This is a genomic window from Streptomyces sp. NPDC048434, from assembly GCF_043200375.1.
Taxonomy (GTDB): domain Bacteria; phylum Actinomycetota; class Actinomycetes; order Streptomycetales; family Streptomycetaceae; genus Streptomyces.
Genome location: NZ_JBICXQ010000002.1, coordinates 1 through 26512, shown reverse-complemented (window position 1 = coordinate 26512; position 26512 = coordinate 1). Strand labels below are relative to the sequence as shown.

General features: G+C 71.9%; 20 protein-coding genes and 1 pseudogene. 17 read left to right on the top strand and 4 right to left on the bottom strand.

Translation table 11 applies throughout. From position 1 onward, the window contains the following. The first annotated feature begins 91 nt into the window (after positions 1-91). A complete protein-coding gene (locus ACGFWI_RS02360) occupies positions 92-994 on the top strand; it encodes an oxidoreductase (RefSeq protein WP_393904024.1) in 903 nt (300 codons plus the stop codon). A gap of 366 nt (positions 995-1360) precedes the next feature. Here the strand turns inward: ACGFWI_RS02360 and ACGFWI_RS02355 are convergent, their stop codons facing one another. Continuing rightward, positions 1361-2269: an HAD family hydrolase gene (locus ACGFWI_RS02355; RefSeq protein ID WP_393904023.1), complete on the bottom strand. Its 909-nt coding sequence runs from the start codon at positions 2267-2269 to the stop codon at positions 1361-1363. Positions 2270-2753: 484 nt separating this feature from the next. Between ACGFWI_RS02355 and ssd the strand changes: the two genes are divergently transcribed. From ssd to ACGFWI_RS02320, 7 genes and pseudogenes are all read left to right on the top strand, one after another. Continuing rightward, positions 2754-4010, top strand: coding sequence for a septum site-determining protein Ssd (gene ssd, locus ACGFWI_RS02350; protein ID WP_393904022.1), 1257 nt, complete (start codon positions 2754-2756; stop codon positions 4008-4010). Next, positions 4007-5173, top strand: a complete 1167-nt coding sequence (locus ACGFWI_RS02345) for a TadA family conjugal transfer-associated ATPase (protein WP_393904021.1) — start codon at positions 4007-4009, stop codon at positions 5171-5173. The genes ssd and ACGFWI_RS02345 overlap by 4 nt, the downstream gene beginning before the upstream one ends. Further along, complete coding sequence (locus ACGFWI_RS02340; protein WP_393904020.1) at positions 5170-6090, top strand: type II secretion system F family protein; 921 nt, start codon at positions 5170-5172, stop codon at positions 6088-6090. The genes ACGFWI_RS02345 and ACGFWI_RS02340 overlap by 4 nt, the downstream gene beginning before the upstream one ends. Before the next feature lie 13 nt (positions 6091-6103). Then, the gene (locus tag ACGFWI_RS02335; RefSeq protein WP_393904019.1) at positions 6104-6940 is read left to right on the top strand and encodes a type II secretion system F family protein; all 837 of its coding nucleotides are present in this window, start codon (positions 6104-6106) and stop codon (positions 6938-6940) included. Between the two features lie 185 nt (positions 6941-7125). Further along, entirely contained in the window at positions 7126-7332 is a 207-nt protein-coding gene (locus ACGFWI_RS02330; protein WP_393904018.1) for a DUF4244 domain-containing protein, read from the top strand. Then, positions 7319-7741 (top strand): TadE family type IV pilus minor pilin, encoded by a 423-nt coding sequence (locus ACGFWI_RS02325; protein WP_393904017.1) that lies wholly within the window; start codon positions 7319-7321, stop codon positions 7739-7741. The genes ACGFWI_RS02330 and ACGFWI_RS02325 overlap by 14 nt, the downstream gene beginning before the upstream one ends. Before the next feature lie 55 nt (positions 7742-7796). Next, positions 7797-7988, top strand: a pseudogene (locus tag ACGFWI_RS02320) (Rv3654c family TadE-like protein); the annotation flags it as partial. A gap of 123 nt (positions 7989-8111) precedes the next feature. On the opposite strand, the gene ACGFWI_RS02315 reads toward ACGFWI_RS02320, so the two are convergent. Further along, entirely contained in the window at positions 8112-10475 is a 2364-nt protein-coding gene (locus ACGFWI_RS02315; RefSeq protein ID WP_393904016.1) for a DEAD/DEAH box helicase, read from the bottom strand. A 162-nt stretch (positions 10476-10637) separates the two neighbouring features. Here ACGFWI_RS02315 and bldG point away from each other — a divergent pair, with 162 nt between their 5' ends. From bldG to ACGFWI_RS02280, 7 genes are all read left to right on the top strand, one after another. After that, complete coding sequence (gene bldG / locus ACGFWI_RS02310) at positions 10638-10979, top strand: anti-sigma factor antagonist BldG (protein WP_004571875.1); 342 nt, start codon at positions 10638-10640, stop codon at positions 10977-10979. Positions 10980-11090: 111 nt separating this feature from the next. Next, the gene (locus ACGFWI_RS02305) at positions 11091-11534 is read left to right on the top strand and encodes an ATP-binding protein (RefSeq protein WP_393904015.1); all 444 of its coding nucleotides are present in this window, start codon (positions 11091-11093) and stop codon (positions 11532-11534) included. A gap of 950 nt (positions 11535-12484) precedes the next feature. Continuing rightward, positions 12485-14890, top strand: a complete 2406-nt coding sequence (locus ACGFWI_RS02300; RefSeq protein WP_393904014.1) for a sodium-translocating pyrophosphatase — start codon at positions 12485-12487, stop codon at positions 14888-14890. A gap of 217 nt (positions 14891-15107) precedes the next feature. Beyond that, the gene (locus ACGFWI_RS02295; RefSeq protein ID WP_393904013.1) at positions 15108-15692 is read left to right on the top strand and encodes a small secreted protein; all 585 of its coding nucleotides are present in this window, start codon (positions 15108-15110) and stop codon (positions 15690-15692) included. A gap of 140 nt (positions 15693-15832) precedes the next feature. Continuing rightward, positions 15833-17371, top strand: a complete 1539-nt coding sequence (locus ACGFWI_RS02290) for a methyltransferase (protein WP_393904012.1) — start codon at positions 15833-15835, stop codon at positions 17369-17371. 129 nt (positions 17372-17500) lie between these two features. Further along, the gene (locus ACGFWI_RS02285) at positions 17501-17698 is read left to right on the top strand and encodes a hypothetical protein (RefSeq protein WP_030088845.1); all 198 of its coding nucleotides are present in this window, start codon (positions 17501-17503) and stop codon (positions 17696-17698) included. A gap of 328 nt (positions 17699-18026) precedes the next feature. Beyond that, complete coding sequence (locus tag ACGFWI_RS02280; RefSeq protein WP_393904011.1) at positions 18027-18431, top strand: hypothetical protein; 405 nt, start codon at positions 18027-18029, stop codon at positions 18429-18431. Positions 18432-18491: 60 nt separating this feature from the next. Here the strand turns inward: ACGFWI_RS02280 and ACGFWI_RS02275 are convergent, their stop codons facing one another. Further along, positions 18492-18938, bottom strand: a complete 447-nt coding sequence (locus ACGFWI_RS02275; protein ID WP_393904010.1) for a DUF2752 domain-containing protein — start codon at positions 18936-18938, stop codon at positions 18492-18494. Next, complete coding sequence (locus ACGFWI_RS02270) at positions 18935-19600, bottom strand: hypothetical protein (RefSeq protein ID WP_393904009.1); 666 nt, start codon at positions 19598-19600, stop codon at positions 18935-18937. Before ACGFWI_RS02270 ends, ACGFWI_RS02275 begins: the two co-directional genes overlap by 4 nt. Before the next feature lie 507 nt (positions 19601-20107). Between ACGFWI_RS02270 and topA the strand changes: the two genes are divergently transcribed. Together topA and tmk are read left to right on the top strand one after the other, a co-directional pair. Then, positions 20108-22951, top strand: a complete 2844-nt coding sequence (gene topA / locus ACGFWI_RS02265) for a type I DNA topoisomerase (protein ID WP_393904008.1) — start codon at positions 20108-20110, stop codon at positions 22949-22951. A gap of 132 nt (positions 22952-23083) precedes the next feature. Further along, complete coding sequence (tmk, locus tag ACGFWI_RS02260) at positions 23084-26374, top strand: dTMP kinase (RefSeq protein ID WP_393904007.1); 3291 nt, start codon at positions 23084-23086, stop codon at positions 26372-26374. Positions 26375-26512 lie beyond the last annotated feature (138 nt).

Genomic DNA, 26512 nt, shown 5'->3' with positions numbered 1-26512 from the left:
GGTAATCGTCATATCGCTCTGAGTGAGAGGGCTGCGTGAGGAAGACCACTCCTTCGAGGGGTCGGGCGCCGTGGTGCGTAGGGTCGTACCCATGGCTGGAAACACCCGGGGGACGTCCCCCGCACCCCCGAAAGCGAGCGACGACCCGCTCGCGACCCTGGCCTCGCTCCCGGGAGTCGCCGACTCCGTGGACTCCGTACGCAAGGGCGTCGACCGGGTATACGGGCACCGGGTCATGCGACGCCGCAGCAATGAGGTGACATCCGAGGCGGCGCTGCGCGGAGCGCGCGGTTCCGCGGCCCTTTCGGGGGCTGACTGGGCGCTCGAAGAGGTCCGGCGCCGCACCGACTTCGGTATCGAGGGCGAACCGCGGACGGTCGGCGCGGCTCTGCGGCTGACGGCCGAGGCCGGGCAGCTGCTCAGCGTGTGGCGGCAGTCGCCGCTGCGGGTGCTGGCGCGGCTCCACCTGGTGGCGGCATCAGGAGGCGGGCGAAGCTCTGATGAGCCCGAGGGCGGGCGAGAGCCGGGAGGGGCGGCGGACGAGACGGTGGGGCGGCCCCGGCTGGCTGCCGAACCGGTGGAGGAACCGCTCATCGAGCTGGCGCTGCCGGATGCCGACGAGGTCGCCGGGCGACTGGACGGGCTGTCGCGGCTGCTGCTCGCCGGCACCGAGGCGCCGGCCCTGGTGACCGCGGCGGTGGTGCACGGCGAACTGCTCGCCCTGCGGCCGTTCGCCACCTGCAACGGGCTGGTCGCGCGGGCCGCGGAGCGAATCGTGCTGATCGGCAGCGGACTGGACCCGAAGTCGATCTGTCCCGCCGAGGTCGGGCACGCCGAACTGGGGCGCGCGGCCTATGTCGCGGCCCTGGAGGGCTATGTCTCCGGCACTCCGGAGGGCGTCGCGGCATGGGTCGCGCACTGCGGACGCGCGGTGGAACTCGGCGTACGGGAGAGCACTGCGGTCTGTGAGGCGCTGCAGCGCGGCGCGGCATAAGGGGATCCGGGACGAAAGCTTTGGGTAGCGCTCAAGAATTCCGGAAGCTTTGCTTCATTCGCCCCTGAACAGGGTTGCGGCGGTACCAATGGGTGGTACCGCCGCTGGCATGTCCGCCGAGTTACCATGCGTGCTCGAATATGTGCCCATCAGGTCGGAATCTTCGTCCGGTTACCTGGTGCGGCTGGCCCGTAATCGACGGGTCGGCGTCGCGTGGGTGCTTGGCATTCATGCATCGGTCCGTGGGCCACTTCCTGCGTTAAAGGTGTTCCTCTCGGATGTCCTTGGTCTCGCGGGCCGTTAAGTCCTTTGTACTACTCGGGCGGGGCAAGCGGAACCCCAACTTGCAGATCTTTACGTTTGGCTTCAAACGCGGGCATTGCGGGCGCTGCGGCCGGTCCGGCCGATAAGGCCAAGCCGTGGCTTTGTGGTTTTCCGCCGGCTCGCGTACCAGACCAGCGTGGCGGTGGCCATGGCCGCACCCACCGCGGCCATGGCGGCGAGCGCCGGCCGCGAGGGCATCGACAGCACCGGGAGCCGCTGCTTGAGCGGGACCGGACGGTTGAAGGAGAGAACCGGCCAACCGCGCGCGACCGCCTCGCGGCGCAGCGCCCGGTCCGGATTGACCGCGTAAGGGTGACCGACCGCCGAGAGCATCGGTACATCGGTCGCCGAGTCGCTGTACGCATAGCAGCGCTCGAGGTCGTAGCCCTCGGATACGGCGAGCTCCTGGACGGCCTTCGCCTTGGTCGGGCCGTAGGCGTAGTACTCCACCTCACCGGTGAAGCGGCCGTCCTCGCCGACGACCATTCGGGTGGCCACCACCCGGTCCGCGCCCAGGAGTTCACCGATCGGTTCGACGACTTCGGCGCCCGAGGTGGAGACGATCACGACGTCCCGTCCGGCGGCATGATGCTCCTCGATGAGCGACGCCGCCTCGTCGTAAATGATGGGGTCGATCAGATCGTGGAGCGTCTCGGCGACGATCTCCCGCACCTGGGCGACGTCCCAGCCGCGGCAGAGTGAGGAGAGATATTCCCGCATACGTTCCATCTGATCGTGGTCGGCGCCGCCCGCCAGGAACACGAACTGGGCATACGCAGTGCGCAGTACGGCCCGCCGATTGATCAGGCCGCCTTGGTAGAACGACTTGCTGAAGGTCAGCGTGCTCGACTTTGCAATGACGGTCTTGTCCAAGTCGAAGAACGCGGCAGTACGGGGAGTCGAGTGAGGCACGGAGTGGTTTTCCACGGGGCGAGCATAGGCGCCCACCATTCGGCGTAAGGTGTGGCGCGTGGGTTTGCCTGAGAAGGCTCTCGGGTACACCATGGAAGTCACGGATCGTTCGCGACCGTGCTAACCCGGTCCGGCTCCTCCCCCCCCCCGAGTCGGCCGTGGGGACGACCCCCGCTCTCCCCCCCGGCGGGGGTCGTCGCATGTCCGGATGCATTTTCCGCCGTCGGACGCCGATCCGCTCCACTCCCTGCCTGCGCGGCGCTCCGCAGCCTCGGCGCGGACATCCCATTACGCACCGTAGTCGGCGTGCTGCTCTGAGGAAGAGTCCCTCGAGTCCCAGAAGTAGCCGTTCGTCGCCGGAATAGGTGACAGGGATATTCACAGCCCCGGAGTTGTCCACAATTTCGGGTCAAGATCCACAAGATTTTCCCGATCGCTGCAACGTGAAAGGCCGCGAGTTCGCGGATGTGCGAGTTGCGTAGCGACAGGGGGACAGAACGTGGCCGAAACCACGCCATCGAAAGTGAGCGTCCGGACCGACGAAGAGCGGGGCGGACCGCTGATCATCACCGAGGACGAAAGGCTCCTCGACGATCTTCTGCGGCTGTGCGCGGCGGCCGGTGCGCTGCCCGAAGTGGCACAGAGCCTGCCGGCCCGTAAAGGCGACTGGGAAGCACCGCCCCTGGTGATCGTCGGCGATGACTGCGCTCCCCGGCTGCTCGGTGCCCCGCGGCGCGCGGGCGTCATCCTCACGGGCGGGGACGCGGACTCCCCGGACCTCTGGCGCCAGGCCGTCGCACTCGGGGCCGAGCGCGTCCTCGCTCTCCCCGACGGTGAGCGCTGGCTGGCCGACCGGATCGCCGACGCCGTCGAGGGTGTCGGGCCCCCGGCCCTGACGGTCGGAGTCATCGGCGGCTGCGGGGGCGCCGGAGCCAGCACCCTGGCCGGCGCGCTGGCCGTCACCGCGGCTCGCACGGGACGGCGCACCCTGCTCGTCGACGGAGATCCGCTGGGTGGCGGGCTGGACGTCCTGCTGGGCGGGGAGAAGGAAAAGGGCCTGCGCTGGCCCGCCTTCGCCGAATCGCGCGGCCGGGTGGCCTGTGGCGCGCTGGCGGAGTCGCTGCCGCGGCTGCACTCGCTGCGGGTCCTCAGCTGGGACCGGGGGGCCGATGTCACCATTCCGCCCCCGGCGATGCGCGCGGTCATGGCCGCGGCGCGGCGGCGCGGTGGCGTCGTGGTGGTGGATCTGCCGCGCAGGGTCGACGAGGCGGTGGCGGAGGCTCTCGCGCAGGTGGACATGGGCCTGCTGCTCGTCCCCACGGAGTTGCGCGCGGTCGCGGCGGCCCAACGGGCGGCCTCCGGGGTGCAGAAGGCGCTCGGCGATCTGCGGGTGGTGGCGCGCGGGGCTCCCGGACGCCATGGGCACGGACTGCCGCCGGACGAGATCGCCCGTCTCATGGAGCTGCCGCTGGCCGGGGAAGTGCCCTGGGAGGCGGGCCTGTTGGCGGATCTGTCGCGCGGCGTGCCACCGGGGGCGCAGGTGCGCGGGCCGCTGGCACGGTTCTGCGCGGGGTTCTGGGGCCGGGTGACGGAGAGCGGGAACGAGGGCGGCGGGCCGGGGTCCGGCGCGCGGCCGGGGACCTGGCCGGTCAGAGGTCCGGCACCGGAGTCGGGCGGCGGGCCGGGACGGGGCGCGGGACCGGGGGCCGGTGCGGTGTCGTGGCCGGCGGCCGGTCCGATGGCTTCTGGTGCAGCCGTCCGGGACGGAGGCCGGTCATGAGCCAGGGCCAGGACTTGCTGGAGGTGGTGCGCAGGCGGCTCGCCGAGGCAGGGGCGGAGCCCACGCCCGCTCGGGTCGCGGTGGCGCTGCGCGAGCAGGGGCGGCTCCTGGGGGATGCCGAAGTGCTGGGCGTGGTCGCGGCGTTGCGGTCCGAGATGGTGGGCAGCGGGCCGCTGGAACCCCTGCTGGCCGCGCCCGATGTCACGGATGTCCTGGTCACCGCGCCGGACGAGGTATGGGTGGACCGCGGCGGCGGGCTGGAACGTACCGGCGTCCGCTTCCGGGACGCGGCAGAGGTGCGCAGGCTCGCCCAGCGGCTGGCGGCGGTGGCCGGCCGGCGGCTGGACGATGCCCGGCCATGGGTGGACGCCCGGCTCCCGGACGGGACCCGGCTGCATGCGGTGCTGCCCCCGGTGGCGGTCGCCGGGACCTGTCTGTCGTTACGGGTGCTGCGACCGCGGGCCTTCGGCCTCGCGGAACTGGTGGCGGCCGGTACGGTCCCGCCGGGCGGCGACCGGCTGCTCGGGGCGGTGCTGGCGGCCCGGCTGTCGTTCCTCATCAGCGGCGGTACGGGCTCCGGGAAGACCACTCTGCTCAGCACGCTGCTCGGACTGGTCGGCCCGGCCGAGCGAATCGTCCTGGCCGAGGATTCGGCGGAGCTGCGGCCGGACCATCCCCATGTGGTGCGGCTGGAGGCCCGGCCCGCCAACCAGGAGGGGGTCGGCCGGGTGACGCTACGGGACCTCGTACGGCAGGCGCTGCGGATGCGCCCGGACCGGCTGGTGGTCGGGGAGGTACGCGGCGCCGAGGTCACGGACCTGCTGGCGGCGCTCAATACGGGCCACGAGGGAGGCTGCGGCACGGTCCATGCCAACGCGGCATGTGATGTCCCCGCGCGTCTGGAGGCCCTCGGCTCGACGGCGGGCCTGGATCGCGCCGCGCTGCACAGCCAGCTGGCGGCCGCGCTCTCGGTCGTCCTGCATCTTGTGCGCGACCGGACCGGACGCCGCCGGATCGCCGAGCTCCATGTCCTGGAGCGGGACCGCGACGGTTTCGTGGTGACCGTGCCGGCTGCTCTCTGGAGCCCGGACGGCTTTCAAGAGGCGCGGGGCTGGGGGCGCTTGACGCGGCTGTGTGAGCGAGGCGGGGAGGGGCTCCGATGAGTGCGGTCGGCATGGCGCTGGTGGTCGCGGTGCTCTGCGCGGTGGCCGCGGGCCGGTCGGCCGGCGGCCACCGGGACGACCTCCGACGGCGTGCCCGGGTGCTGATCGGGGGCGTCGGAGAAGTGGCACCGGCAGTGGGGTGGCGGGCCTGGCTGCGGGGCGAGGGGGTCCGGAGGTGGTGCGCGGGGCGAGTGGTCGAGGGCGAATCGGGGCGGCGCTGGAGCTTCGGGCGCTGGGGGGACTTCGGGCGGGAGATCTGGTGTCTGCCGGTGGGGCTGGTGCCGGCGCTGCTGGGCGGCTCCGTGCTCCCGGTACTCGTCTCCGTAGCGGCCCTCTTCCTGGTCCGCCGGTGGCTGATCGCCCGCGGAGCGGTGCGTGCGCGCGACCGGCGGGCGGCCGCGGTGATCGGGTTGTGCGCGGCGGTGGCGGGGGAGCTGCGGGCCGGACGGCAGCCCGCCCAGGCCCTGCTCGCCGCGGGAGCCCCGGGGCTCGGGACGGCCGGCTCGGCTGTGGTGGCGGCGGCGCGTTACGGAGGGGACGTGGCCCAGGCGCTGCGGGCCGCGGCGCGGCTGCCGGGGGCCGCGGGGCTGACCGGTATGGCCGCGTGTTGGCAGGTGGCGGTGGAGGGCGGCGCGGGACTGGCCTCGGGGCTGGAGCGGATCGCAGCCGGACTCAGGGCCCAAAGGGATCAACGCGACGAGCTGCGAGCCCAGTTGGCGGGCCCGCGGGCCACCGCGCTGATGCTCGCCCTGCTCCCGGCGGGCGGGCTCCTGATGGGCAGCGCACTGGGCGCCGACCCGCTGCGGGTGCTGCTGCACACCCCGGCCGGGTGGGGCTGCCTGGCGGCCGGTGGGCTCCTGGAGTGGTGCGGGGTGGCTTGGACGGCCCGGATCGTCGCTGCCGCGGAAGACGTGTAGGGAGGGGATCGGTGTGAGCACGGAAGTTGTCCACAGGGTGGGGATGGCGGTTGCCGCGATGACGGCGGTGCTGTGCGCGGTGGCGCTGGTGCGGGAAGCGCGTCACGGACGGGCCGTGCGGCGGCGGGTGTCGGGAGTGTGGGGCGCCGGGCCCGACCGATACGGCGGCGCCCGGACCAGGACGTTCGCCCGGCTCCGGCGGCGCAGGCGAACGGCGATGACGAAGGACGGTGCACCACGGAACGGCAGGCTGAGGGAGTGGGCCGGGCCGCTGGGGGCGGCCGGCTTCATGGTCCTCCTCATCGGTGGCGTGGCAGGTGTCCTGGCGGGACTCGCCGTGGGATACGGGGCGTATCGCCGGCTGGCGCACCAACGAGGCGCGGAGGCGGCCCGGTCGGCGGAGGCGGAGGTACGGGCGGAACTGGCGCCGGCCGGCGATCTGCTGGCGGCCTGCCTCGCGGCGGGGGCCGGGCCGCGGGAATCGGCGGAGGCCGTGGGCCGGTCGCTCGACGGGCCCGTCGCCGAGCGGCTGCGCCAGGTGGCGGCGGAACTGCGCCTGGGTGGTGAACCCGCTGTCGTATGGCCCCGGCTGGCCGCCCTCCCGGGCGCCGAGGGGCTGGCGCGCTGTATGGAGCGCGCCGGGATATCCGGGGTGCCGGCCGTCGAGTCGGCATCCAGGGTCGCCGCCGAACTCCGTGCGGAGCAGGCCCGAGCGGCGACCGCGCGGGCCCGGCGGGCCGGGGTGCTGGTCACTCTGCCGCTGTCGGCGTGCTTTCTGCCGGCGTTTCTGGCGCTCGGAGTGGCGCCGGTACTGATCGGCCTGGCCGGCGGCCTGCTGGGTCGTAACTGAGCCGTAGAAGAAGTGAGTTCGAGCACCGGTGAGAGAGCGGGAGGAAGCCGGGGGACGAAGGCGGAGGCCGAGTCCTGCGACCGGTGGAGGAAGGCCGGCTCACCGGAAGTGTCACCGGTGGCCGAGCCCGGCCCACCGGCCATGTCAGAGGCCATTCATGAAAGGCCATGCAAAGGGGGATGGAAATGTTTCGGGGTGGAGTGGTTCGACGGTGGTGGGCGAAGCTGCGTGCGCTCGGGGCCGACGACCGGGGGATGACGACGGCGGAGTACGCCGTGGGGACGCTCGCGGCGTGCGCCTTGGCGGCGGTGCTCTACAAGGTCGTGACGAGCGGACCGGTCAAGGCGCTCCTTCAGTCGGTGCTCGAGCGGGCGATCAATGTCCAGTTCTGATGGCGGGGCCCCGTGTCTCCGCGCCCTGGGCCCCAGGCCGGCGCGGGCCCGGGGCGCCCCGCGCGGCGCTCGTGACGGCGGATTTGTGACGGCGGAGACCGCCGTGGTCATGCCCGTGCTGGTGGCGGTGGTGGCCGCGCTCATCTGGGGGCTGATGGCGGTCTGCGCCCGTATCGAGTGTGTGGATGCGGCGCGGGCCGGGGCGCGTGCCGCGGCCCGGTCGGAAGCGCGGGCGGCGGTGATCTCCGCGGCGCGGGGCGCGGCTCCGAGGGGCGCACGGGTCGCGCTGGCGCGGGAGGGCGACCTGGTGCGCGTGCGGGTCGAGGCGGAACTGCCCGGCGTGGGGCAACTGACGGTGCAGGTCGGAGGGGAGGCGGTGGCTCTTGCGGAAGAGACGGTGCGCCGATGAGGGCTCGGCGACGGTCTTCACGGTCTTCGCGGCGGCGGCCCTGTGCGCGGTCTTCGTGGCCTTGATCGGTGTGGGCCAGGCGATTACGGCGCGGCACCGGGCGGGTGGCGCCGCGGACCTGGCGGCGCTGGCCGCCGCCGATCACGCCCGGCAGGGCCCGGCCGACGCCTGTGCGGCGGCCCGCCGGGTGGCGGCCGCACAGCACACCCGCCTGGTGCGCTGTGCGGTGGCCGGGCCGGTCGCCGATGTCTCCGCCGAGGCGGGCCGCAGCCCGTTCACCTCCCGGGTACGGTCCCGAGCCGGGCCGGCGGGGCGCAGCGACCAGACGCGCCCCCGGGCCGGGCCGGCCAGGGCTGCCGTGGCCCGCCCGCTAGGCCCCCTGCGGCACTCCGCGCAACAGCTCGCCCAGCAACCGGATGGCTCCGCGCTTGTGGAGCGGGTCGTTGCCGTTGCCGCACTTGGGGGACTGGATGCACGACGGACAGCCGGCCTCGCATTCGCAGGAGGCGATGGCATCGCGGGTGGCGGTGAGCCAGCCGACGGCCGTGTGGAAGGCGCGCTCGGCGAATCCGGCGCCGCCCGGATGGCCGTCGTAGACGAAGACGGTCGGAAGCAGGGTGTCCGGGTGGAGGGGCACGGAGACGCCGCCGATGTCCCAGCGGTCGCAGGTGGCGAACAGCGGCAGCATGCCGATGGAGGCGTGTTCCGCGGCGTGCAGCGCGCCGCCCAACTGCTCGGGATTGACGCGGGCGGCGTCGAGCTGGTCCTCGGTGACCGTCCACCACACCGCGCGCGTGCGCAGCGTACGGGGCGGCAGATCGAGCTTGGTCTCGCCCAGGACCTCGCCGGTGATCAGTTTGCGGCGCAGGAAGGAGACGACCTGATTGGTGACCTCGACCGACCCGAAACACAGCCGGCCGTCCCCCCACGGGATTTCGGTGTCGGTCTCGAGGACGGCGATGGCGGTGGTGTCGCGGGCGGTCGTGGAGTAGGGCGGGTGGGCCTCCTCGACGAGCGCCACATTGTCGGCCAGGTCGAGCTGCCGGACGACATAGGTACGGCCCTGGTGAAGGTGGACCGCGCCGTCGTGGACGGTGGTGTGCGCGGCGGCGGCATCCACGGTGCCCAGCAGCCGTCCGGTACCGGCCTCCACGATCTGCACCGGCGAGCCGCCCTGGCCGCGGATGTCGGTGAGGTCGGCAGCCCGCTCGCGGCGCGTCCAATGCCACGCCCTCGCGCGCCGTCGCAGCAGATTCGCGGCCTCCAGCTGCGGCATCAGACCGTCGGCCGCGGGTCCGAAGAGCGCGAAGTCGGATTCGGTGAGCGGGAGTTCGGAGGCGGCCGCGCACAGATGCGGGGCGAGCACGTAGGGGTTGTCGGGGTCGAGGACGGTGGATTCGACGGGCTGGTCGAAGAGCGCTTCGGGGTGGTGGACGAGATAGGTGTCCAGCGGGTCGTCGCGGGCCACGAGCACGGCGAGCGCGCCCTGCCCGGAGCGGCCCGCCCGGCCGGCCTGCTGCCACAGGGACGCCCGGGTCCCCGGATAGCCGGCGATGACCACGGCATCCAGACCGGAGACATCCACGCCCAGTTCGAGCGCGGTGGTGGCGGCCAGACCGAGGAGATCGCCACTGTGCAGAGCGCGTTCCAGGGCGCGGCGCTCCTCGGGCAGATATCCGCCCCGGTACGCGGCGACCCTCCCGGGCAGCGAGCGGTCCACCTCCGCGAGCCGCTCCTGCGCGATCAGGGCGATCAGCTCGGCGCCGCGCCGGGAGCGGACGAAGGCGACGGTGCGTACGCCCTGGACGGCGAGGTCGGTGAGCAGGTCCGCGGTCTCGGCGGTGGCGGTCCGGCGGACCGGGGCGCCCTGCTCGCCGTGGAGTTCGGTGAGCGGCGGCTCCCACAGCGCGAAGACCAACTCGCCGCGCGGCGAGGTGTCCTCGGTGATTTCCACCACGGGCAGACCGGTGAGCCGGGTCGCGGCCTGCGCGGGCTTCGCGGCCGTGGCGGAGGCGAGCAGAAAGACCGGCTCGGAGCCGTACCGGGCGCAGAGGCGGCGCAGCCGGCGGATGACCTGCGCGACATGGGAGCCGAAGACACCGCGGTAGCTGTGGCATTCATCGATGACGACGTAGCGCAGCGCGCGCAGGAAGGAGGACCAGCGGGGGTGCGCCGGCAGGATGCCGCGGTGCAGCATGTCGGGGTTGGTCAGGACGTAGTTGCCGTACTGGCGGACCCATTCGCGCTCCTCGACGGGGGTGTCGCCGTCGTAGACCGCGGGCCGGACGGCCGTGCCCAGCGGGGCGGCCAGCTCGCGTACGGCACGCCGCTGATCGGCTGCCAGCGCCTTCGTGGGGGCCAGATACAGGGCCGTGGCGCCCCTTCCGTTCGGAGCCTCGGAGCCGTCCAGGAGCGTGGAGAGGACCGGCGCGAGATACGCCAGGGACTTCCCCGAGGCGGTGCCGGTGGCGACGACGACCGACTCGCCGCGCAGCGCGTGTTCGGATGTCCGTGCCTGGTGGGCCCAGGGACGATCGATTCCGGCCGAACGGATGGCACCGATCACTTCCGGCCGGATCTGTTCCGGCCAGTCGGCATGGCTGCCGATGCGCGGGGGCAAGTGCTCCGTATGAGTGATGCGCGCAGCGCGGGTCGCGCCCCGGGCGAGACGTTCGAGAATCATGCCTGGGGAAGGGCTTGCGCCCGCATCCGGCGGGACTGGATTGGAGGCCATCGGCACCGAGTGTGTCACCGGAGTGACGGACAATGCTCAAAGGGCGTCGTGCGCGCCTGCCGGTAAGTGATTGAATGCCATCGCGGCTGCCAGATCCGCCCCTACCTTCGGTGGGGAGGCCCCAGGGGGGCGACCGCTCGATAGCAAGGTGCTGGAGGATCCGTGGACCTGTCCCTGTCGACCCGGACCGTTGGCGACCGTACGGTCGTCGAGGTCGGTGGCGAGATTGATGTATACACCGCGCCCAAGCTGCGGGAGCAGCTGGTCGAGCTTGTGAACGACGGAAGCTACCACCTCGTGGTGGACATGGAACGTGTCGACTTCCTGGACTCCACTGGGCTCGGCGTGCTGGTCGGCGGACTCAAGCGGGTGCGTGCCCATGAGGGCTCGCTGCGCCTGGTCTGCAACCAGGAGCGCATTCTCAAGATCTTCCGAATCACCGGACTGACCAAGGTGTTCCCGATTCACACCTCGGTCGACGAGGCCGTCGCAGCTACTGACTGACGGCTTTGCCGGTCCCCCGCGCCCTCAGGCGCGGGGGGAGGAAGCAGTGGGGGGTTCCGGACACGGTGTCCGGCCCCCTGCGTCGCACGCCCGCAAAACGAGGGGGATGGCATGGCCACCGTCGAACTTCGCTTCAGCGCCCTTCCCGAGCACGTCCGCACCGCACGTCTGGTCGCGGCTGCCGTGGCACGGCGCGCCGGGGTGGACGAGGCCGTGCTGGACGAGGTGCGGCTCGCCGTCGGTGAGGCGTGCAGCCGGGCCGTGGGGCTGCACGAGAGCCATGACATCGACACGCCCGTGCGCGTGCTGCTGATCGAGGACGAGAAGAAGTTCTCGATCGAGGTGGGCGACGGGGTGTCCGACGACTCCGGTACGGCCGGGGCGCGCGGCGGCGACGAAACCGAGGGCGCCGCGGAGAGCGACGCCGAGGGCGAGGACGAAATGGGCCTCGCGGTGATCAGCGGACTCGTCGACGATGTTGAGGTGACCGCCGGCAAGGACGGCGGGCTGATCCGCATGACCTGGCCCACCGCGGCGGCCGCGGTCCTGCCGTAGCGCCCGCGCGGAGCGCCCTGGGGATGCCTCCAGGAGCCGGGCTTCGCCCGTAGGCGGTGCGGCACACTTCGTGATGCCTGCGCCGTCCTCGCACCCCTTTCGGCCGCATCCTTGCCACCCCCACGCCCCGGTCGCTGGTGCGCTGACCGGGCTCCGTTCCCCCTCGGCCGGCATAGCGCTCGTTCGTATGCGCCCGCCCTTTCTTGATCTTGCTCGTCGGCCTTCTCGTGCTGGGCGACGGGGCCAGTCGGCGCGAGGGTGAGCTGAGCGGGGCCGTCCATGGGGCGGCCGGTGCGTTCGACGGCGGTGTGGACTCCGACGGTGTGCCGGGCGACGCCCCTGGCCGATCAGCGATGCCATGGGGGCGGCGGGCCGGGTACGGGCCGTGGCGGGGCTCGCCTCCGCCCGCCGTGCCCCGAATGGGCCGCCTCCGGTGCCCGGCGGCGGCCGTGGCCGGCCGCGGCACCAGAGCGTCCGTGGGCCCGGCGCCGGGGACCCGCGGCCGCGCGCGCCGACCCCCGCGCCCCGGCCTCATGCGTTGCGATCCGGACTCGATCTGACGGGACCTCACCGGGCCACGGAGCGCGGCCCGCGCGCCGTGGGTCACCCGTTCGGCCGTAGCCGGGCGGATCAATTCTCTCCGGCGTCACGCGGGTCTCCGTCGTCTCAGGTTCCGAGGCGGCGTCCTTGAGCAGCGACGATCAGCTTGCGGTCCATTGACGATCAGTACGACAGAGAGATCATCAGGCGGTGGTCAGCGAATTCGTCGCTTTCCTTCGTCCGGGCGAATTCCGCGCGGCGTCGGCCTATTGATCTTCGCTGCTAACGGCGAATTCCCTTTGACGCGTACTGTTTTGATCAACCGTGGCTCCCTACAATCCGTCCACATCTTGCTCAGGACGCCTGAGCGTGCTTCCGCGCGCCCATGTGCCAAACGTCAAGGAGGACGAATGGCGGGGCCTTACACCCCTCAGTTGCTTGACACCCCCACTTTTCTGGCCGGGCCCTCACTCACGGCGGGCAACCGCGCCATCGTGATGGTGATCGCCGTGGTCGCCCTGGCGGCGCTGGCCGTCGCGGCGGTGCTGGTCCGCCAAGTGCTCGCGGCCGGTGAGGGAACCGACAGTATGAAGAAGATCGCGGCGGCCGTGCAGGAAGGCGCAAATGCCTACCTGACACGGCAGTTGCGGACTCTCGGCGTATTCGCCGTCGTGGTGTTCTTCCTGCTCATGCTGCTGCCCGCGGACAATTGGACGCAGCGCGCCGGACGCAGCGCCTTCTTCTTGATCGGCGCCGGATTCTCGGCGACCACCGGCTATATCGGGATGTGGCTCGCCGTACGCAGCAATGTGCGCGTGGCGGCGGCCGCACGGGAAGCCACTCCGGCCGAGGGCGATACCAAGGAACGGGATCTTACGGCCGTCTCCCACAAGGCGATGAAGATCGCATTCCGTACCGGTGGCGTCGTCGGCATGTTCACCGTGGGGCTGGGCCTGCTCGGCGCGTCCTGTGTGGTGCTCGTGTACGCGGTCGACGCGCCCAAGGTGCTGGAGGGCTTCGGTCTCGGCGCCGCGCTGATCGCGATGTTCATGAGGGTCGGCGGCGGCATCTTCACCAAAGCCGCGGACGTCGGCGCCGACCTCGTCGGCAAGGTCGAGAAGGGCATCCCCGAGGACGACCCGCGCAACGCCGCGACCATCGCGGACAACGTGGGCGACAACGTCGGTGACTGCGCCGGTATGGCGGCCGACCTCTTCGAGTCGTACGCGGTGACCCTGGTCGCCGCGCTCATCCTGGGCATGGCCGCCTTCGGTGACGCCGGGCTCGCCTTCCCGCTGCTGGTCCCGGCCATCGGTGTGCTCACCGCGATGGTCGGCATCTTCGTCGTCGCGCCCCGGCGCAGCGACCGCAGCGGTATGACGGCGATCAACCGTGGTTTCTTCATCTCCGCGGGCATCTCGCTGGTGCTGGTGGCCGTTGCGGTGTTCCTCTACCTGCCGTCCAGCTACCAGGACCTGACCGGTGTCATCGACACCCAGATCCTCGGCCGCAGCGGTGACCCACGGATGCTGGCGCTGGTGGCGGTCGCCATCGGCATCGTGCTGGCCGCGCTGATCCAGCAGCTGACCGGCTACTTCACCGAGACCACCCGGCGGCCCGTCAGGGACATCGGGAAGACCTCGCTGACGGGCCCGGCCACGGTCGTGCTCGCCGGTATCTCGATCGGCCTGGAGTCGGCGGTCTACTCGGCGGTGCTGATCGGCCTGGCCGTCTACGGGGCGTACCTGCTGGGCGGCGCCTCCATCATGTTGGCGCTGTTCGCGGTGGCGCTGGCCGGCACCGGTCTGCTGACCACCGTCGGCGTGATCGTGGCGATGGACACCTTCGGCCCGGTCTCCGACAACGCGCAGGGCATCGCCGAGATGTCCGGCGATGTCACCGGTGACGGTGCGCAGGTGCTGACCGACCTGGACGCGGTCGGCAACACCACCAAGGCCATCACCAAGGGCATCGCCATTGCCACCGCCGTACTGGCCGCGGCCGCGCTCTTCGGCTCGTACCGGGACGCGATCGCGACCGCCGTACAGGGCATCGGCAGCGCCGCGAGCGGGATGGGGCTCAGTCTGGACATCTCGCAGCCGAACAACCTGGTCGGGCTGATCCTCGGCGCCTCGGTCGTCTTCCTGTTCTCCGGGCTGGCGATCAACGCGGTGTCGCGGTCGGCGGGAGCGGTGGTCTTCGAGGTGCGCCGGCAGTTCCGCGAGCACCCGGGGATCATGGACTACACCGAGCAGCCCGAGTACGGGCGGGTCGTCGACATCTGCACCAAGGATGCGCTGCGCGAGCTGACCACCCCCGGGCTGCTGGCGGTGCTCACCCCGATCGCGGTCGGCTTCTCGCTCGGCGTCGGCGCGCTCGGCTCGTTCCTGGCGGGCGCGATCGGCACCGGCACGCTGATGGCGGTCTTCCTCGCCAACTCCGGTGGCGCGTGGGACAACGCCAAGAAGCTGGTCGAGGACGGCCATCACGGCGGCAAGGGCAGTGAGGCGCATGCCGCGACGGTCATCGGTGACACCGTGGGTGACCCGTTCAAGGACACCGCGGGCCCGGCGATCAACCCGCTGCTGAAGGTCATGAACCTGGTGGCGCTGCTGATCGCGCCCGCTGTGGTGAAGTTCTCATACGGCCAGGACAAGAGCATCGGCGTACGGATCGTCGTCTCCGTACTGGCGATCGCCGTCATCGTCGGTGCCGTGTACGTCTCCAAGCGGCGCGGAATCGCCGTAGGTGACGAAGACAACTCCGAAGATCCCGAAAGCATCGCCAAGTCGGCCGAGACGGCGGTGGCGTCCTAGCCCGAAAGGATCTCCGGAAGGCTCCCTGACCGCTCAACTGGGCGGGTGGACGGCGTATGTTGCGGACGCCGGCCACCCGCCTTCCGTGTGCTCGGGTGGCCCTGCGGTCCTTGGTGCAAATGGCTGCAATGAGGGCGGGACGGGATGCCCGACCCGTGGCCCAGGCCCTTTGGACGTGTATGTTCCGGGGCCGAGAGCCATGGAAGGGACCAATCCGGTGAACAAGAAGCTTGTGGCTGCACTGTCCGGCGGTGCGGCACTGGTGCTCGCGCTGACCGGCTGCAGCGACGACAGCAACAAGAAGCTCAATGACTGGGCGAAGAGTTTCTGCGACCCTGCGCAGGCCCACTTCAAGCAGATCCAGGACGCCAACGGCGCCATGCAGACGGCCGACAACGGCAGTACGGACTCCAAGAAGGTCCAGCAGACGGACTCGGCGGCCTTCCAGAAGATTTCCGGCGCCTATTCCTCGCTGGCCAAGTCCCTGGAGAAGGCCGGGGCGCCGCCCACCGACCAGGGCAAGCAGGCCCAGCAGAACGCCGTCAAGGAGCTCAACTCGCTCTCCAAGGGCTACGCGGACCTCCAGAAGCAGGTCAACAACCTCGACACCTCGGACAAGCTGAAGTTCGCGGACGGTCTGCGCACTCTCTCCAACGGGATCAACAAGCTCAACAAGCAGAGCGAGGCGGCCTTCAAGAACCTGGAGTCCGGCGATGTCGGCAAGGCAATGGCCGCCCAGAAGGGCTGCCAGAACCCGGCCGCGTCCGGCTCCCCGGCCCCGACGCAGTCCAAGAAGTCGTAGCGAAAGGAACGCCGCCACGCGCGGGGAAGCCCGCGGCGCACGCGCACAGCAACGGCTCCGTACGGCCCGGCGACGCGCCCGAGAAGGGTGTGGCGCCGGGCCGTCGCCGATTGTCAGTGGCAGGGCCGACAATGGTGGGCGTGAGTACGCACCTCCCCACCGCAGATGTCCAGGACCCCGAGAGCAACGCCCGCACCGCCCGGCTGCGCGAGGCGCTGCTGGCCGCCGCCTTCACCGCCGACGGGCTGCTGGATCTGCTCGGCGCGCCGGCCTATGCCGCGCTGGCGCGCAGCGAGACCGTCCCCGCCCTGCGGGCGACGCGCGGCGACAGCCCGTTGGAGACCCTGGTGCGGCTGTTCCTGCTGCAGCGCCCCGTGGAGCCGCGGCGGGCGCAGGCCGCGCTGCCGGTGGCGGACTGCCTCGCCGACGGCTGGCTGGTGCAGGACGGCGACGAGCTGCGCGCCAGTGTCGATGTGCGCCCGTACGGCGGCCCCGAGGGGCAGGACTGGTGGATCGTCTCCGACCTGGGCTGCGCGGTCGGCGGCGCCGGCGGCATCCGGGGCATCGGGGAAGCGGACCGCTCACAGCTGGTGCTCGGCGTCGGCGGTGCCTCCACGACCCTCGCGGGGATCACGGTGCGCAGGCCGGTCGCCAAGGCGCTCGATCTCGGTACGGGCTCCGGCATCCAGGCGCTGCACGCCGCTCAGCACGCCACCCGCGTCACGGGCACCGACCTCAACCCGCGGGCGCTGCGGATCGCCGCGCTGACCCTGGCGCTCTCCGGGGCGGGGCCGGCGGACCTGCGGGAGGGCTCGCTGTTCGCGCCGGTGGGGGACGAGACGTACGACCTGATCGTGTCCAATCCGCCGTTCGTGATCTCGCCGGGCGCCCGGCTCACCTACCGCGACGGCGGCATGGGCGGCGACGACCTGTGCCGGACGCTCGTCCAGCAGTCCGCCGCGCATCTCAACGACGGCGGGTACTGCCAGCTGTTGGCCAATTGGCAGCATGTGGCGGGCGAGGAGTGGCACGACCGGCTGCGTTCCTGGGTGCCGCGTGGCTGCGACGCCTGGATCGTGCAGCGCGAGGTGCAGGACATCACCCAGTACGCCGAGCTGTGGCTGCGTGACGCGGGCGACCACCGTGCCGGTGACGAGGCGTATGCCGCGCGGTACGACGCCTGGCTCGACGAGTTCGAGGCACGCAAGACCAAGGCCATCGGCTTCGGCTGGATCACGCTGCGCAAGTCCGGGTCGGACTCCCCGTCCGTCACGGTCGAGGAGTGGCCGCATCCGGTGGAACAGCCGCTGGGGGAGTCCGTCGTTCGGCACTTCGCCCGCCAGGACTATCTGAGCGCCACGGACGATGCGGCGCTGCTGGCCGGCCACTTCCGGCTCGCCGACGAGGTGGTGCAGGAGCAGGTCGGGCTGCCCGGGGCGGAGGACCCCGAGCATGTGGTGCTGCGTCAGAACCGCGGTATGCGGCGGGCGACGAAGGTGGACACGGTTGGCGCGGGCTTCGCCGGGGTGTGTGACGGCTCGCTGCCGGCCGGGCGGATTCTGGACGCCATCGCCCAACTCGTCGGCGAGGATCCGGTGCTGCTGCGGGACCGTACGCCGGCCTCGATCCGGATGCTGGTCGAGCAGGGGTTCCTGGAGCCGGTGGCCGCGGGCGGCTGACGGGGAGAGACGGGGGAAGGGGGACGGGGGACGGGGGACAGGGCCGGGAGAAGAGGGAAGGCAGGGGCGGGCGGGAGTCGTTCATCCGGCGTTCGCCGGGATGCCGTCCTGGAGTGCCACGCTGCCCGCATGGAGAGTGGACCCGAGGCGTTCGCCGGTGCGGCGTTCGCGCTGTTCGGCGCAGGACTGCTGGTGTGGACGGGCGTGTGCGTACGGACCGGTGCGCCGGTCGCCGAGGGCGTCAGCCGTCCGGTCGCCACCGTGACGGCGCTGCTGTCCGGGGTGGTGTTCCTGGCCACGGGCGGCTGGCTGCTGGCAGCGTTGTAGCGGGGAGCCGGGAGCTGGGAGCCGGGAGCCGGGAGCCGGGAGGCGAGGGTCGTCGTCCCGCCAGCTGTCGCGCCGGGAGTCGTCGTCCCACGAGCCGCCGTCCCACGAGCCGCCGTCCCACGGGCCGCCGTGCCGTCGGCTCTGCGGCCCCAGGTTGGGCGACGGCCCCAACTGCCGCCGAGAGGCGCTACGTTCACTTTCGGACAGTTCTGTGACAGATGGCCGATGTGCGGTGGTACACGGGAACTTTCCCGGGCCGACGGACATGTTCCTCAGTGAAGGTCACCAACGACCGGCAGGCTCACCGACCCTTGAGTGAGGAACCCATATGAACCGCGCATTCCGCTACGTCACCGTCGGCGCCATCGCCGTCTCCCTGCTCGCCGGCGGCTCGGCGGCGGCCTTCGCCGCGCCGCAGGACCTCCACTCGCCCGCGCCGGTCGTGGCCACCGCCCCGGCCACCGCGGCACTGACGGCCAAGGCCAGCGCGACCACGGTCAACGCCTGGCAGCAGTTCCGGATCTCCGGCACCGCCAAGGGCATCAAGGCCGGCACCAAGGTCACCGTCCAGCAGAAGCAGGGCACGAAGTGGGTCTCGCTGCCCGCACAGACGCCGGTCAACTCCGGCGGGACGTACTCGGTGCGGGTCAAGCTCGGCCTCAAGGGCGTCAACCAGCTCCGTATGGGAGCCGGCAACACCGTCTCGCCGGTGGTCACGGTCACCGTTCGCTGACGTCCGACGGTCCGGGCCGTGCCCGGACCGTCCGCGTCTCAACGTGCCGGGACAGCAGACCTAGGCCTGGCCGACAAGGTTGCGGGCGATCATCCACACCGCGGCAATGCCGAGCACCACGGCGTTGCCGCGGGCCGAGAGCGGTGGCCGGTACACGCGCCCGCCGAGTCCCGCCACCAGCCAGCGCCCGGCGGCGTACGCCACGGCCGGTCCGGCCAGCGTGAGCAGCACGGCGTTGTCGTGGAAGGCCGTCACGACATCGCCGTGCATCAGGTCGTACGCCATCCGCGTCCCGCCGCACAGCGGGCACAGCAGACCGGTGGCCCATTTGAACGGGCAGGGGATCAGCAACTGCCCTGGCTGGTGCGGGTTGGTGTGCCAGAGATAGGCCGCGGCCGCCACCCCGGCGCCGAGGGCGAGCGACGCCCGGCGGACGGTACGCGTCCGGATCGACGCCCCGGTGGGTCCCGCAGGCTCGGCGGGACCCCAAGACTCACCGGGGCTCACACGCTCAGCGACCTGGCGTAGTTGACCTGGTTGAGCACGAACATCACCTGCTCGCGTGACTGCACCGGGATCATCGTGGAGTGATGCCGGCCTCCGCTGTTCACCGTGACCTGTACGAACCCGGTGGTCACCCGCTCCTTCATCAGCAGGAAGAGCAGGCCGAGCAGACAGAAGAGGAAGAAGACGATGGCGAGCACGACCGCGTGCGCCGGCATCTTCTCCTCGGTCCGCGACATATCGGTCGCCGTCCACACCGCGCCCTTGAGCGGCATCGGCCCGGCCGGCGTCATGATCGTGTCGCCGGTCACCGCTATATCGCCGAGGGACAGCGCCATCCCGCCGGGCTGGGCTCCGGCCTGGAACCCCGGCCCGCCCTGGAATCCCGGCCCGCTCTGGAATCCACCGGGCGCCGGCTGCGGCGGAGCGCCCGGCGGGAAACCGGGTGCGGGCGGCGGCGGGGGGACATCGTTCGGGTAGCCGTATCCGGGCTGCGGCGGCGGGCCGGCCTGCGGATAGCCGTATCCGGGTTCCCCGGGACGGCCGCCCTGCGGGTACCCGTATCCGGTATCGGCGGGCTGCCCGCCGTCCGGCTTGGCATACGGGTTCTGGCCGGGCCCGCTGGGCGGCTGATCCGGAGGCGGTCCGGGGTACTGGTTCGCCATGGGTGATGTCCCCCCGAGAGTGCGTGATGACGGCAGTACTCGACTCGAACGGCGAGCCGTGCCGTGTCCATCCTGCCAGCCCGCTCACGTGCTGTATCAAGGCAATGACAGGATCCGGCACTGCCTTGTGGCAGTCGTCCGGTCCGCGGACGGTGTGGCGTGCGACCGCGGGCGGGCGGCGCATCGCCGGGGATCCGTCACTGTGTGAAATCGCCGACGGCGCCGCAGCCACGGCGCACGGGGAACGTCCGAGGTGGGCGCCGGGGAGCTGTGCGGCGCCGCCATGATCCACAAGGCGCGTCCCGGGCCCGTGGCGAGCGCCTGATGCGGTCCGGGCGGCATGAAGGCATGTAGTCGGGTTACCGTTCGAGTGGCGTTGCGGGGTTTTTCCGTTTGACACGGGGCCGGGAGGTACCGTCACACTCCGCAGCGTCAAGCGTCACCGCAGTGCACCCCCAGCGTCCGGCCGGGGGGCATTTCCAGCGTCGACCGGAGAGAAGAGCGAAGTTGTCCCCGACCAGCGAGACCGCAGACGGCGGCGGCCGCCGACTTGTCATCGTCGAGTCGCCTGCCAAGGCGAAGACGATCAAGGGCTACCTCGGCCCTGGCTACGTGGTCGAGGCGAGCGTCGGACACATCCGCGACCTGCCCAACGGCGCCGCAGAGGTCCCGGCGAAGTACAAGGGCGAGCCCTGGGCCCGCCTCGGCGTGAATGTCGACGCCAACTTCGAGCCGATCTACGTCGTCAACAGTGACAAGAAGGACCAGGTCAAGAAGCTCAAGGAGCTGCTGGCCGAGTCCGACGAGCTCTACCTCGCCACAGATGAGGACCGCGAGGGCGAGGCCATCGCCTGGCATCTCCAGGAGATCCTCAAGCCCAAGGTCCCCGTCCACCGGATGGTCTTCCACGAGATCACCAAGGACGCGATCCGCGAGGCCGTCGCCAATCCGCGCGACCTGAACCAGAAGCTCGTCGACGCCCAGGAGACCCGTCGTATCCTCGACCGCCTCTACGGCTACGAGGTCTCGCCGGTCCTGTGGAAGAAGGTCATGCCCCGGCTGTCGGCCGGCCGGGTGCAGTCCGTCGCGACCCGTCTCGTCGTCGAGCGGGAGCGCGAGCGCATCGCCTTCCGCTCCGCCGAGTACTGGGACCTGACCGGCACCTTTGCCACCGGCCGGGCCGGCGACGCCAGCGACCCGTCGGTGCTGACCGCCCGCCTGAACAGCGTCGACGGCCGCCGTATCGCCCAGGGCCGTGACTTCGGTTCCAACGGGCAGCTCAAGAACGACGTCCTCCATCTGGACGAGGCGAACGCCCGCGCGCTCGCCGTCGCCCTGGAGAACACCGATTTCGCGGTGCGCTCGGTCGAGTCCAAGCCCTACCGCCGCTCGCCGTACGCCCCGTTCCGTACGACCACCCTCCAGCAGGAGGCCAGCCGCAAGCTCGGCTTCGGCGCCAAGTCCACGATGCAGGTGGCACAGAAGCTGTACGAGAACGGCTTCATCACCTATATGCGTACGGACTCCACCACGCTCTCGGACACCGCGGTCGCCGCGGCCCGGGCCCAGGTGACGCAGCTGTACGGCGCCGACTACCTCCCGGACAAGCCGCGCACCTACGCCGGCAAGGTCAAGAACGCCCAGGAGGCGCACGAGGCGATCCGCCCCTCCGGCGACCGCTTCCGTACCCCGGCCGAGACCGGTCTGACCGGCGACCAGTTCAGGCTCTACGAGCTGATCTGGAAGCGGACCGTCGCCTCCCAGATGAAGGACGCGACCGGTAACTCCGTCACCGTCAAGATCGGTGGCCGGGCCGCCGACGGCCGGGACGCCGAGTTCAGCGCCTCCGGCAAGACCATCACCTTCCACGGCTTCCTCAAGGCCTATGTGGAGGGCGCCGACGACCCCAACGCCGAGCTCGACGACCGCGAGCGTCGGCTGCCGCAGGTCGCCGAGGGCGATGCGCTGGCCGCGCAGGAGATCACCGCCGACGGGCACGCCACCAAGCCGCCCGCCCGCTACACCGAGGCCACGCTGGTCAAGGAGCTGGAAGAGCGCGAGATCGGCCGGCCGTCGACGTATGCGTCGATCATCGGCACGATCCTCGACCGCGGCTACGTCTTCAAGAAGGGCACCGCGCTCGTCCCGTCCTTCCTCTCCTTCGCGGTGGTCAACCTCCTGGAGAAGCACTTCGGCCGGCTGGTCGACTACGACTTCACCGCCAGGATGGAGGACGACCTCGACCGCATCGCGCGCGGCGAGGCGCAGTCCGTGCCGTGGCTGCGGCGCTTCTACTTCGGCGAGGGCGATGCCGAGGGAGCCGCCTCGGACGCCGGCAACGGCGACGGTGACCACCTCGGCGGCCTGAAGGAGCTGGTCGAGGACCTGGGCGCGATCGACGCCCGGGAGATCTCGTCCTTCCCCGTCAGCGACGACATCAAGCTGCGGGTCGGCCGCTACGGCCCGTACGTCGAGCGCGGGGAGAAGGACGCCGAGGGCCATCAGCGCGCCGATGTCCCCGACGACCTGGCGCCCGACGAGCTGACCGTGCAGTACGCGGAGGAGCTGCTCGCCAAGCCGAGCGGCGACTTCGAGCTGGGCATGGACCCGCAGTCCGGTCACCAGATCGTCGCCAAGGACGGCCGCTACGGCCCGTACGTCACCGAGATCCTGCCCGAGGGCACCCCGAAGACCGGCAAGAACGCGGTCAAGCCGCGCACCGCCTCGCTCTTCAAGTCGATGTCCCTGGACACGGTGACGCTGGCGGACGCGCTCAAGCTGATGTCGCTGCCGCGCGTCGTCGGCAAGGACCCCGAGGGCGTGGAGATCACCGCGCAGAACGGCCGCTACGGCCCGTACCTCAAGAAGGGCACCGACTCGCGCTCCCTGGAGAACGAGGAGCAGCTCTTCACGATCACCCAGGACGAGGCCCTGGTGATCTACGCACAGCCCAAGCAGCGCGGGCGGGCCGCCGCCAAGCCGCCGCTGAAGGAGCTGGGCACGGACCCGGTGAGCGGCAAGCCGGTGGTGGTCAAGGACGGCCGGTTCGGTGCGTACGTCACCGACGGCGAGACCAATGCGACGCTGCGGCGGGACGACGACGTCGAGACGGTCACCGCCGAGCGGGGCTACGAGCTCCTGGCGGAGAAGCGCGCCAAGGGCCCGGCGAAGAAGACCGCGAAGAAGACGACCGCCAAGAAGGCGCCGGCCAAGAAGACGGCCGCGAAGAAGACCACCACGGCGAAGAAGACCGCGGCGAAGAAGACCACCACGGCGAAGAAGACGACCGCCAAGAAGGCCACCGCCAAGACGGCGGCGGCGAAGAAGACGGCGGCGTCGACGGAGGACTGAGGCCTGCGCGGTTACCGGCGGCGCCGGTAAAAGCGCAGGACATGGGCGGGCACACCGGATGCATTCCGGTGTGCCCGCCCATTTGTTCGGGTGGGCGCTCGACGGCGGGCGCCCTCCCGATAGGCTGGCGGGATGACGCGTGCCGAGCAGCCAACGGTCGTGACCCCCACTTCAGGCGCGCTAGCGGCGGATTCCCGCGAGCGCGCCGTGCGAGCCCTGCTCCGCTTCCCCCCATTGAAGCGACTGTGGAGCGCCCAATTTGTCGGGGGTATCGGCGATGCCCTGTCCATGCTTGTCCTCGTACTGCTCGCCCTGCAGGCGGCGTTGTACGTACCGCTGGGCGGCGAGCCCGTCTTCGGCGGCGGTTATCGGGGCGCAGCCCTCGCGGTCACCGTGGTCTTCGCGGCCCGGATGCTGGCGATGCTGCTCTTCGGGGCCGTCCTGCTGGGCCCGCTGTCGGCGCTGACCGCGCCCACCGGGCCGCTGGACCGGCGCTGGACGATGATCGGCGCGGATGTGCTGCGGCTCGCGCTGCTGGTCATCGCCCCCCTCTGGATCAACTGGACGCCGGACGACGCACTGGCCTGGCTGCTGGTCACGGTCTTCGTCACCGGTGTCGCCGAACGCTTCTGGACCGTCGCGCGGGAGAGCGCCGCACCCGGGCTGCTGCCCACACCGCCCCCTGAGGGCGCCGCCGTACGGCCCCTCCCGGACAACATGGACGCCCTGCGCCGCCTCTCGCTGCGCACCGGCTTCGTGTCGCTGCCGATCGCGGCCGCCGCCCTGGTGGTCGTCACGCTCATCAGCAAGCTGCTGGGCACCGGCATCGACTGGTTCCACCTGCACCAGGCCGCGCTCGGCTCGTATGTCGCCGCCGGTCTGTTCGCCGCCTCCGTATCGATCCTCTACTTCATCGAGCTCCCCGGAGTGCCGACGCCGCGACCGCGCTCCCCCCTGGAGGGACTGCGCCGCCCGAAGGCCGCGGGAGCGAAGACCGGACAGCCGGGACCGGGCGAGAAGCCGGAGAACGGCACGGCCCGTACGGCCGTCGACAAGGGCCGTACGGGCGCGCTCCCGCTCCTGGTGGCGTCCTGCGCCGCGGTGGCCGGCGCGATCGCCGCGGCCGTCTCGCTCGCCGTCCTGCACGGCTACGACCTGGCCGGCGGCCCGGCCACCTTCGCGCTGCTGGTGCTCGCGCTGACCGGCGGTACGGCCGTCGGCATCCGTGGTGCCCACCGGGTGCTGCCGGCCCTTCCCCGGCGCCGGCTGCTCGCCCTTGCGGTGGCCGCCACCGGCCTCGGGCTGCTGGCCATGGGGCTGATCCCGGATCCGACGTCGGTGCTGGTGCTCGCGCTGCTGTCCGGCGTCAGCGCCGGTATCGCCGCCAATACGGGGCATGTGCTGCTGGAGCAGGAGTCCGAGGAGTCCCGCACCGCCCGCACGACCGAGCATCTGCACGCCGTCGTGCGGCTCACGGTCGCGCTCGCCGCCGTCCTCGCGCCGCTGCTCGCGGCCCTCATCGGCCCGCACCAACTCGGCAGCGGCACCTTCAACTTCGCCTACGGCGGCGCCGCCTACACCCTGATGCTGGTCGGCGCGTTGCTGCTGCCGGTTGCCGCCCTGGTGCTCGGCAAGGTCGACGACCGGCAGGGCGTACCGCTGCGGCGCGATCTGCGTGAGGCGCTGCGTGGCGGCGACCCGGCGCAGGCGCCCGCCGCCACCGGCTTCTTCATCGCCCTGGAAGGCGGCGACGGCGCCGGTAAGTCCACCCAGGTCGAGGCGCTCGCGGAGTGGATCAGGAGCAAGGGCCACGAGGTCGTGGTGACCCGCGAGCCGGGCGCCACCGCCATCGGCAAGCGACTGCGCTCGATCATCCTCGACGTCTCGACGTCCGGGCTCTCGGACCGTGCGGAGGCGCTGATGTTCGCCGCCGACCGGGCCGAGCACGTCGACAGCGTCATCCGGCCCGCCCTGGAGCGCGGCGCGATCGTCATCACCGACCGGTACATCGACTCCTCGGTCGCCTACCAGGGAGCCGGGCGTCATCTCGCACCGACGGAGATCGCCCGGATCTCGCGCTGGGCCACCGACGGCCTCGTCCCCCATCTGACGGTGCTGCTCGACATCTCCCCGGAGACCGCACGGGAGCGCTTCACCGAGGCACCGGACCGGCTGGAGTCCGAGCCCGCCGAGTTCCACCAGCGGGTACGGGCCGGCTTCCTGACTCTGGCCGCCGCCGACCCCGCGCGCTATCTGGTCGTCGACGCCGGGCAGGAGCCCGCGGCCGTCACCACCGTCGTACGGCACCGTCTCGACCAGGTGCTCCCGCTGTCCGAGTCCGAGGTCACGGCGCAGGCCGAGGCCCGTAAGGCGGCCGAGGAAGAGGCCCGCCGCAAGGCCGAGGAGGAGGCCGCGCGCAAGGCGGAGGAGGCGCGCCTGGAGCGCGAGCGCCAGGAGCAGCTCGCCAAGCTGCGCGCCGAGGAGGAGGAGCGCAAGCGCCGCGAGGCCGAGGAGATCAGGGCACGCGAGGCCGCCCACCAGGCGGAGGAGGCCCGTAAGCGCGCCGAGGAGGCCCGGCAGGCCGCGGAGGCGGAGCGGCAGCGCCGCGAGGCCGAGGAGCGGGCCCGGCAGGCCGAACAGGAGCGGCTGCGCAAGCAGCACGAGGAGGAGGCGCGGCTGCGCCAGGAGGCGGAGGAGCGCCGCCTGGAGAAGCAGCGCAAGGCCGAAACGGCTCTGCTGCGCGCCGAAGAGGCCCGGGTCGCGGCAGCCGAGGCGGCGTCCGCGGCGGAGGCCAGGGCGGCGGCCGAGGAGACGGAGGCGGCCGAAGCGCCCACCGCGGAGACGCCGGTCGCGGATCTGCGGAAGCGGCTGGGGCAGGGCACCTCCGACGACGCCGCCCCGTCCGGTTCCGGCTCGGACAGCGAGCGGACGGCGGAGTCGCTGCCGCAGCCCGGGGCGGCGGACGAGACGGCGGTGCTGCCTCCGGTGCGGGACGCGCAGGACGCCTGGAGCGGCCGTGGCGCCGGGCCGGACGTGGAGGAGACCGCCGTGCTGCCGCCCGTACGGGGCGAAGGCGCCGCCCGCGGCGACGACCGACGGGGCGACGCCCCCGCCGACCGGGTGCCGCCGTGGATGTTCCGCAAGGAGACGCCCGAGGCGGGGCGCGCGGCGTCGGGGCAGCAGTCCGGCCCCGCCGAGTCGCGCGTCGAGCGCACCCGCGAACTCCCGCAGATCGACCCGGCGACGGGCCACCCCGTGGAGAACCCGTCACGCGGCCGCCCCCGCCCCGAATGGGCGGAGGAGACCCCGCTGGACGATCTGCCGACGCTCGCCGACGAGCTGCTCGGCCCGCGCGCCGACGAGGAAGCGGACGACAGTGGGGGCGAGGACGGCCGTCGCGGCGGCCGGGGGCGGCGCGACTAGCCCATCGGGAAGCCCCAGGACGACCGGCCGTGGGGGGCGCGCGCCCCCCGCGGCCCCGCCCGGGTGCGGGGGGGGGGGGGGGGGCCGGCCGGCCCCCCCGGCGGGGGGGGCGGGGCGGTTGTGTGGTGGGTTGAGCAA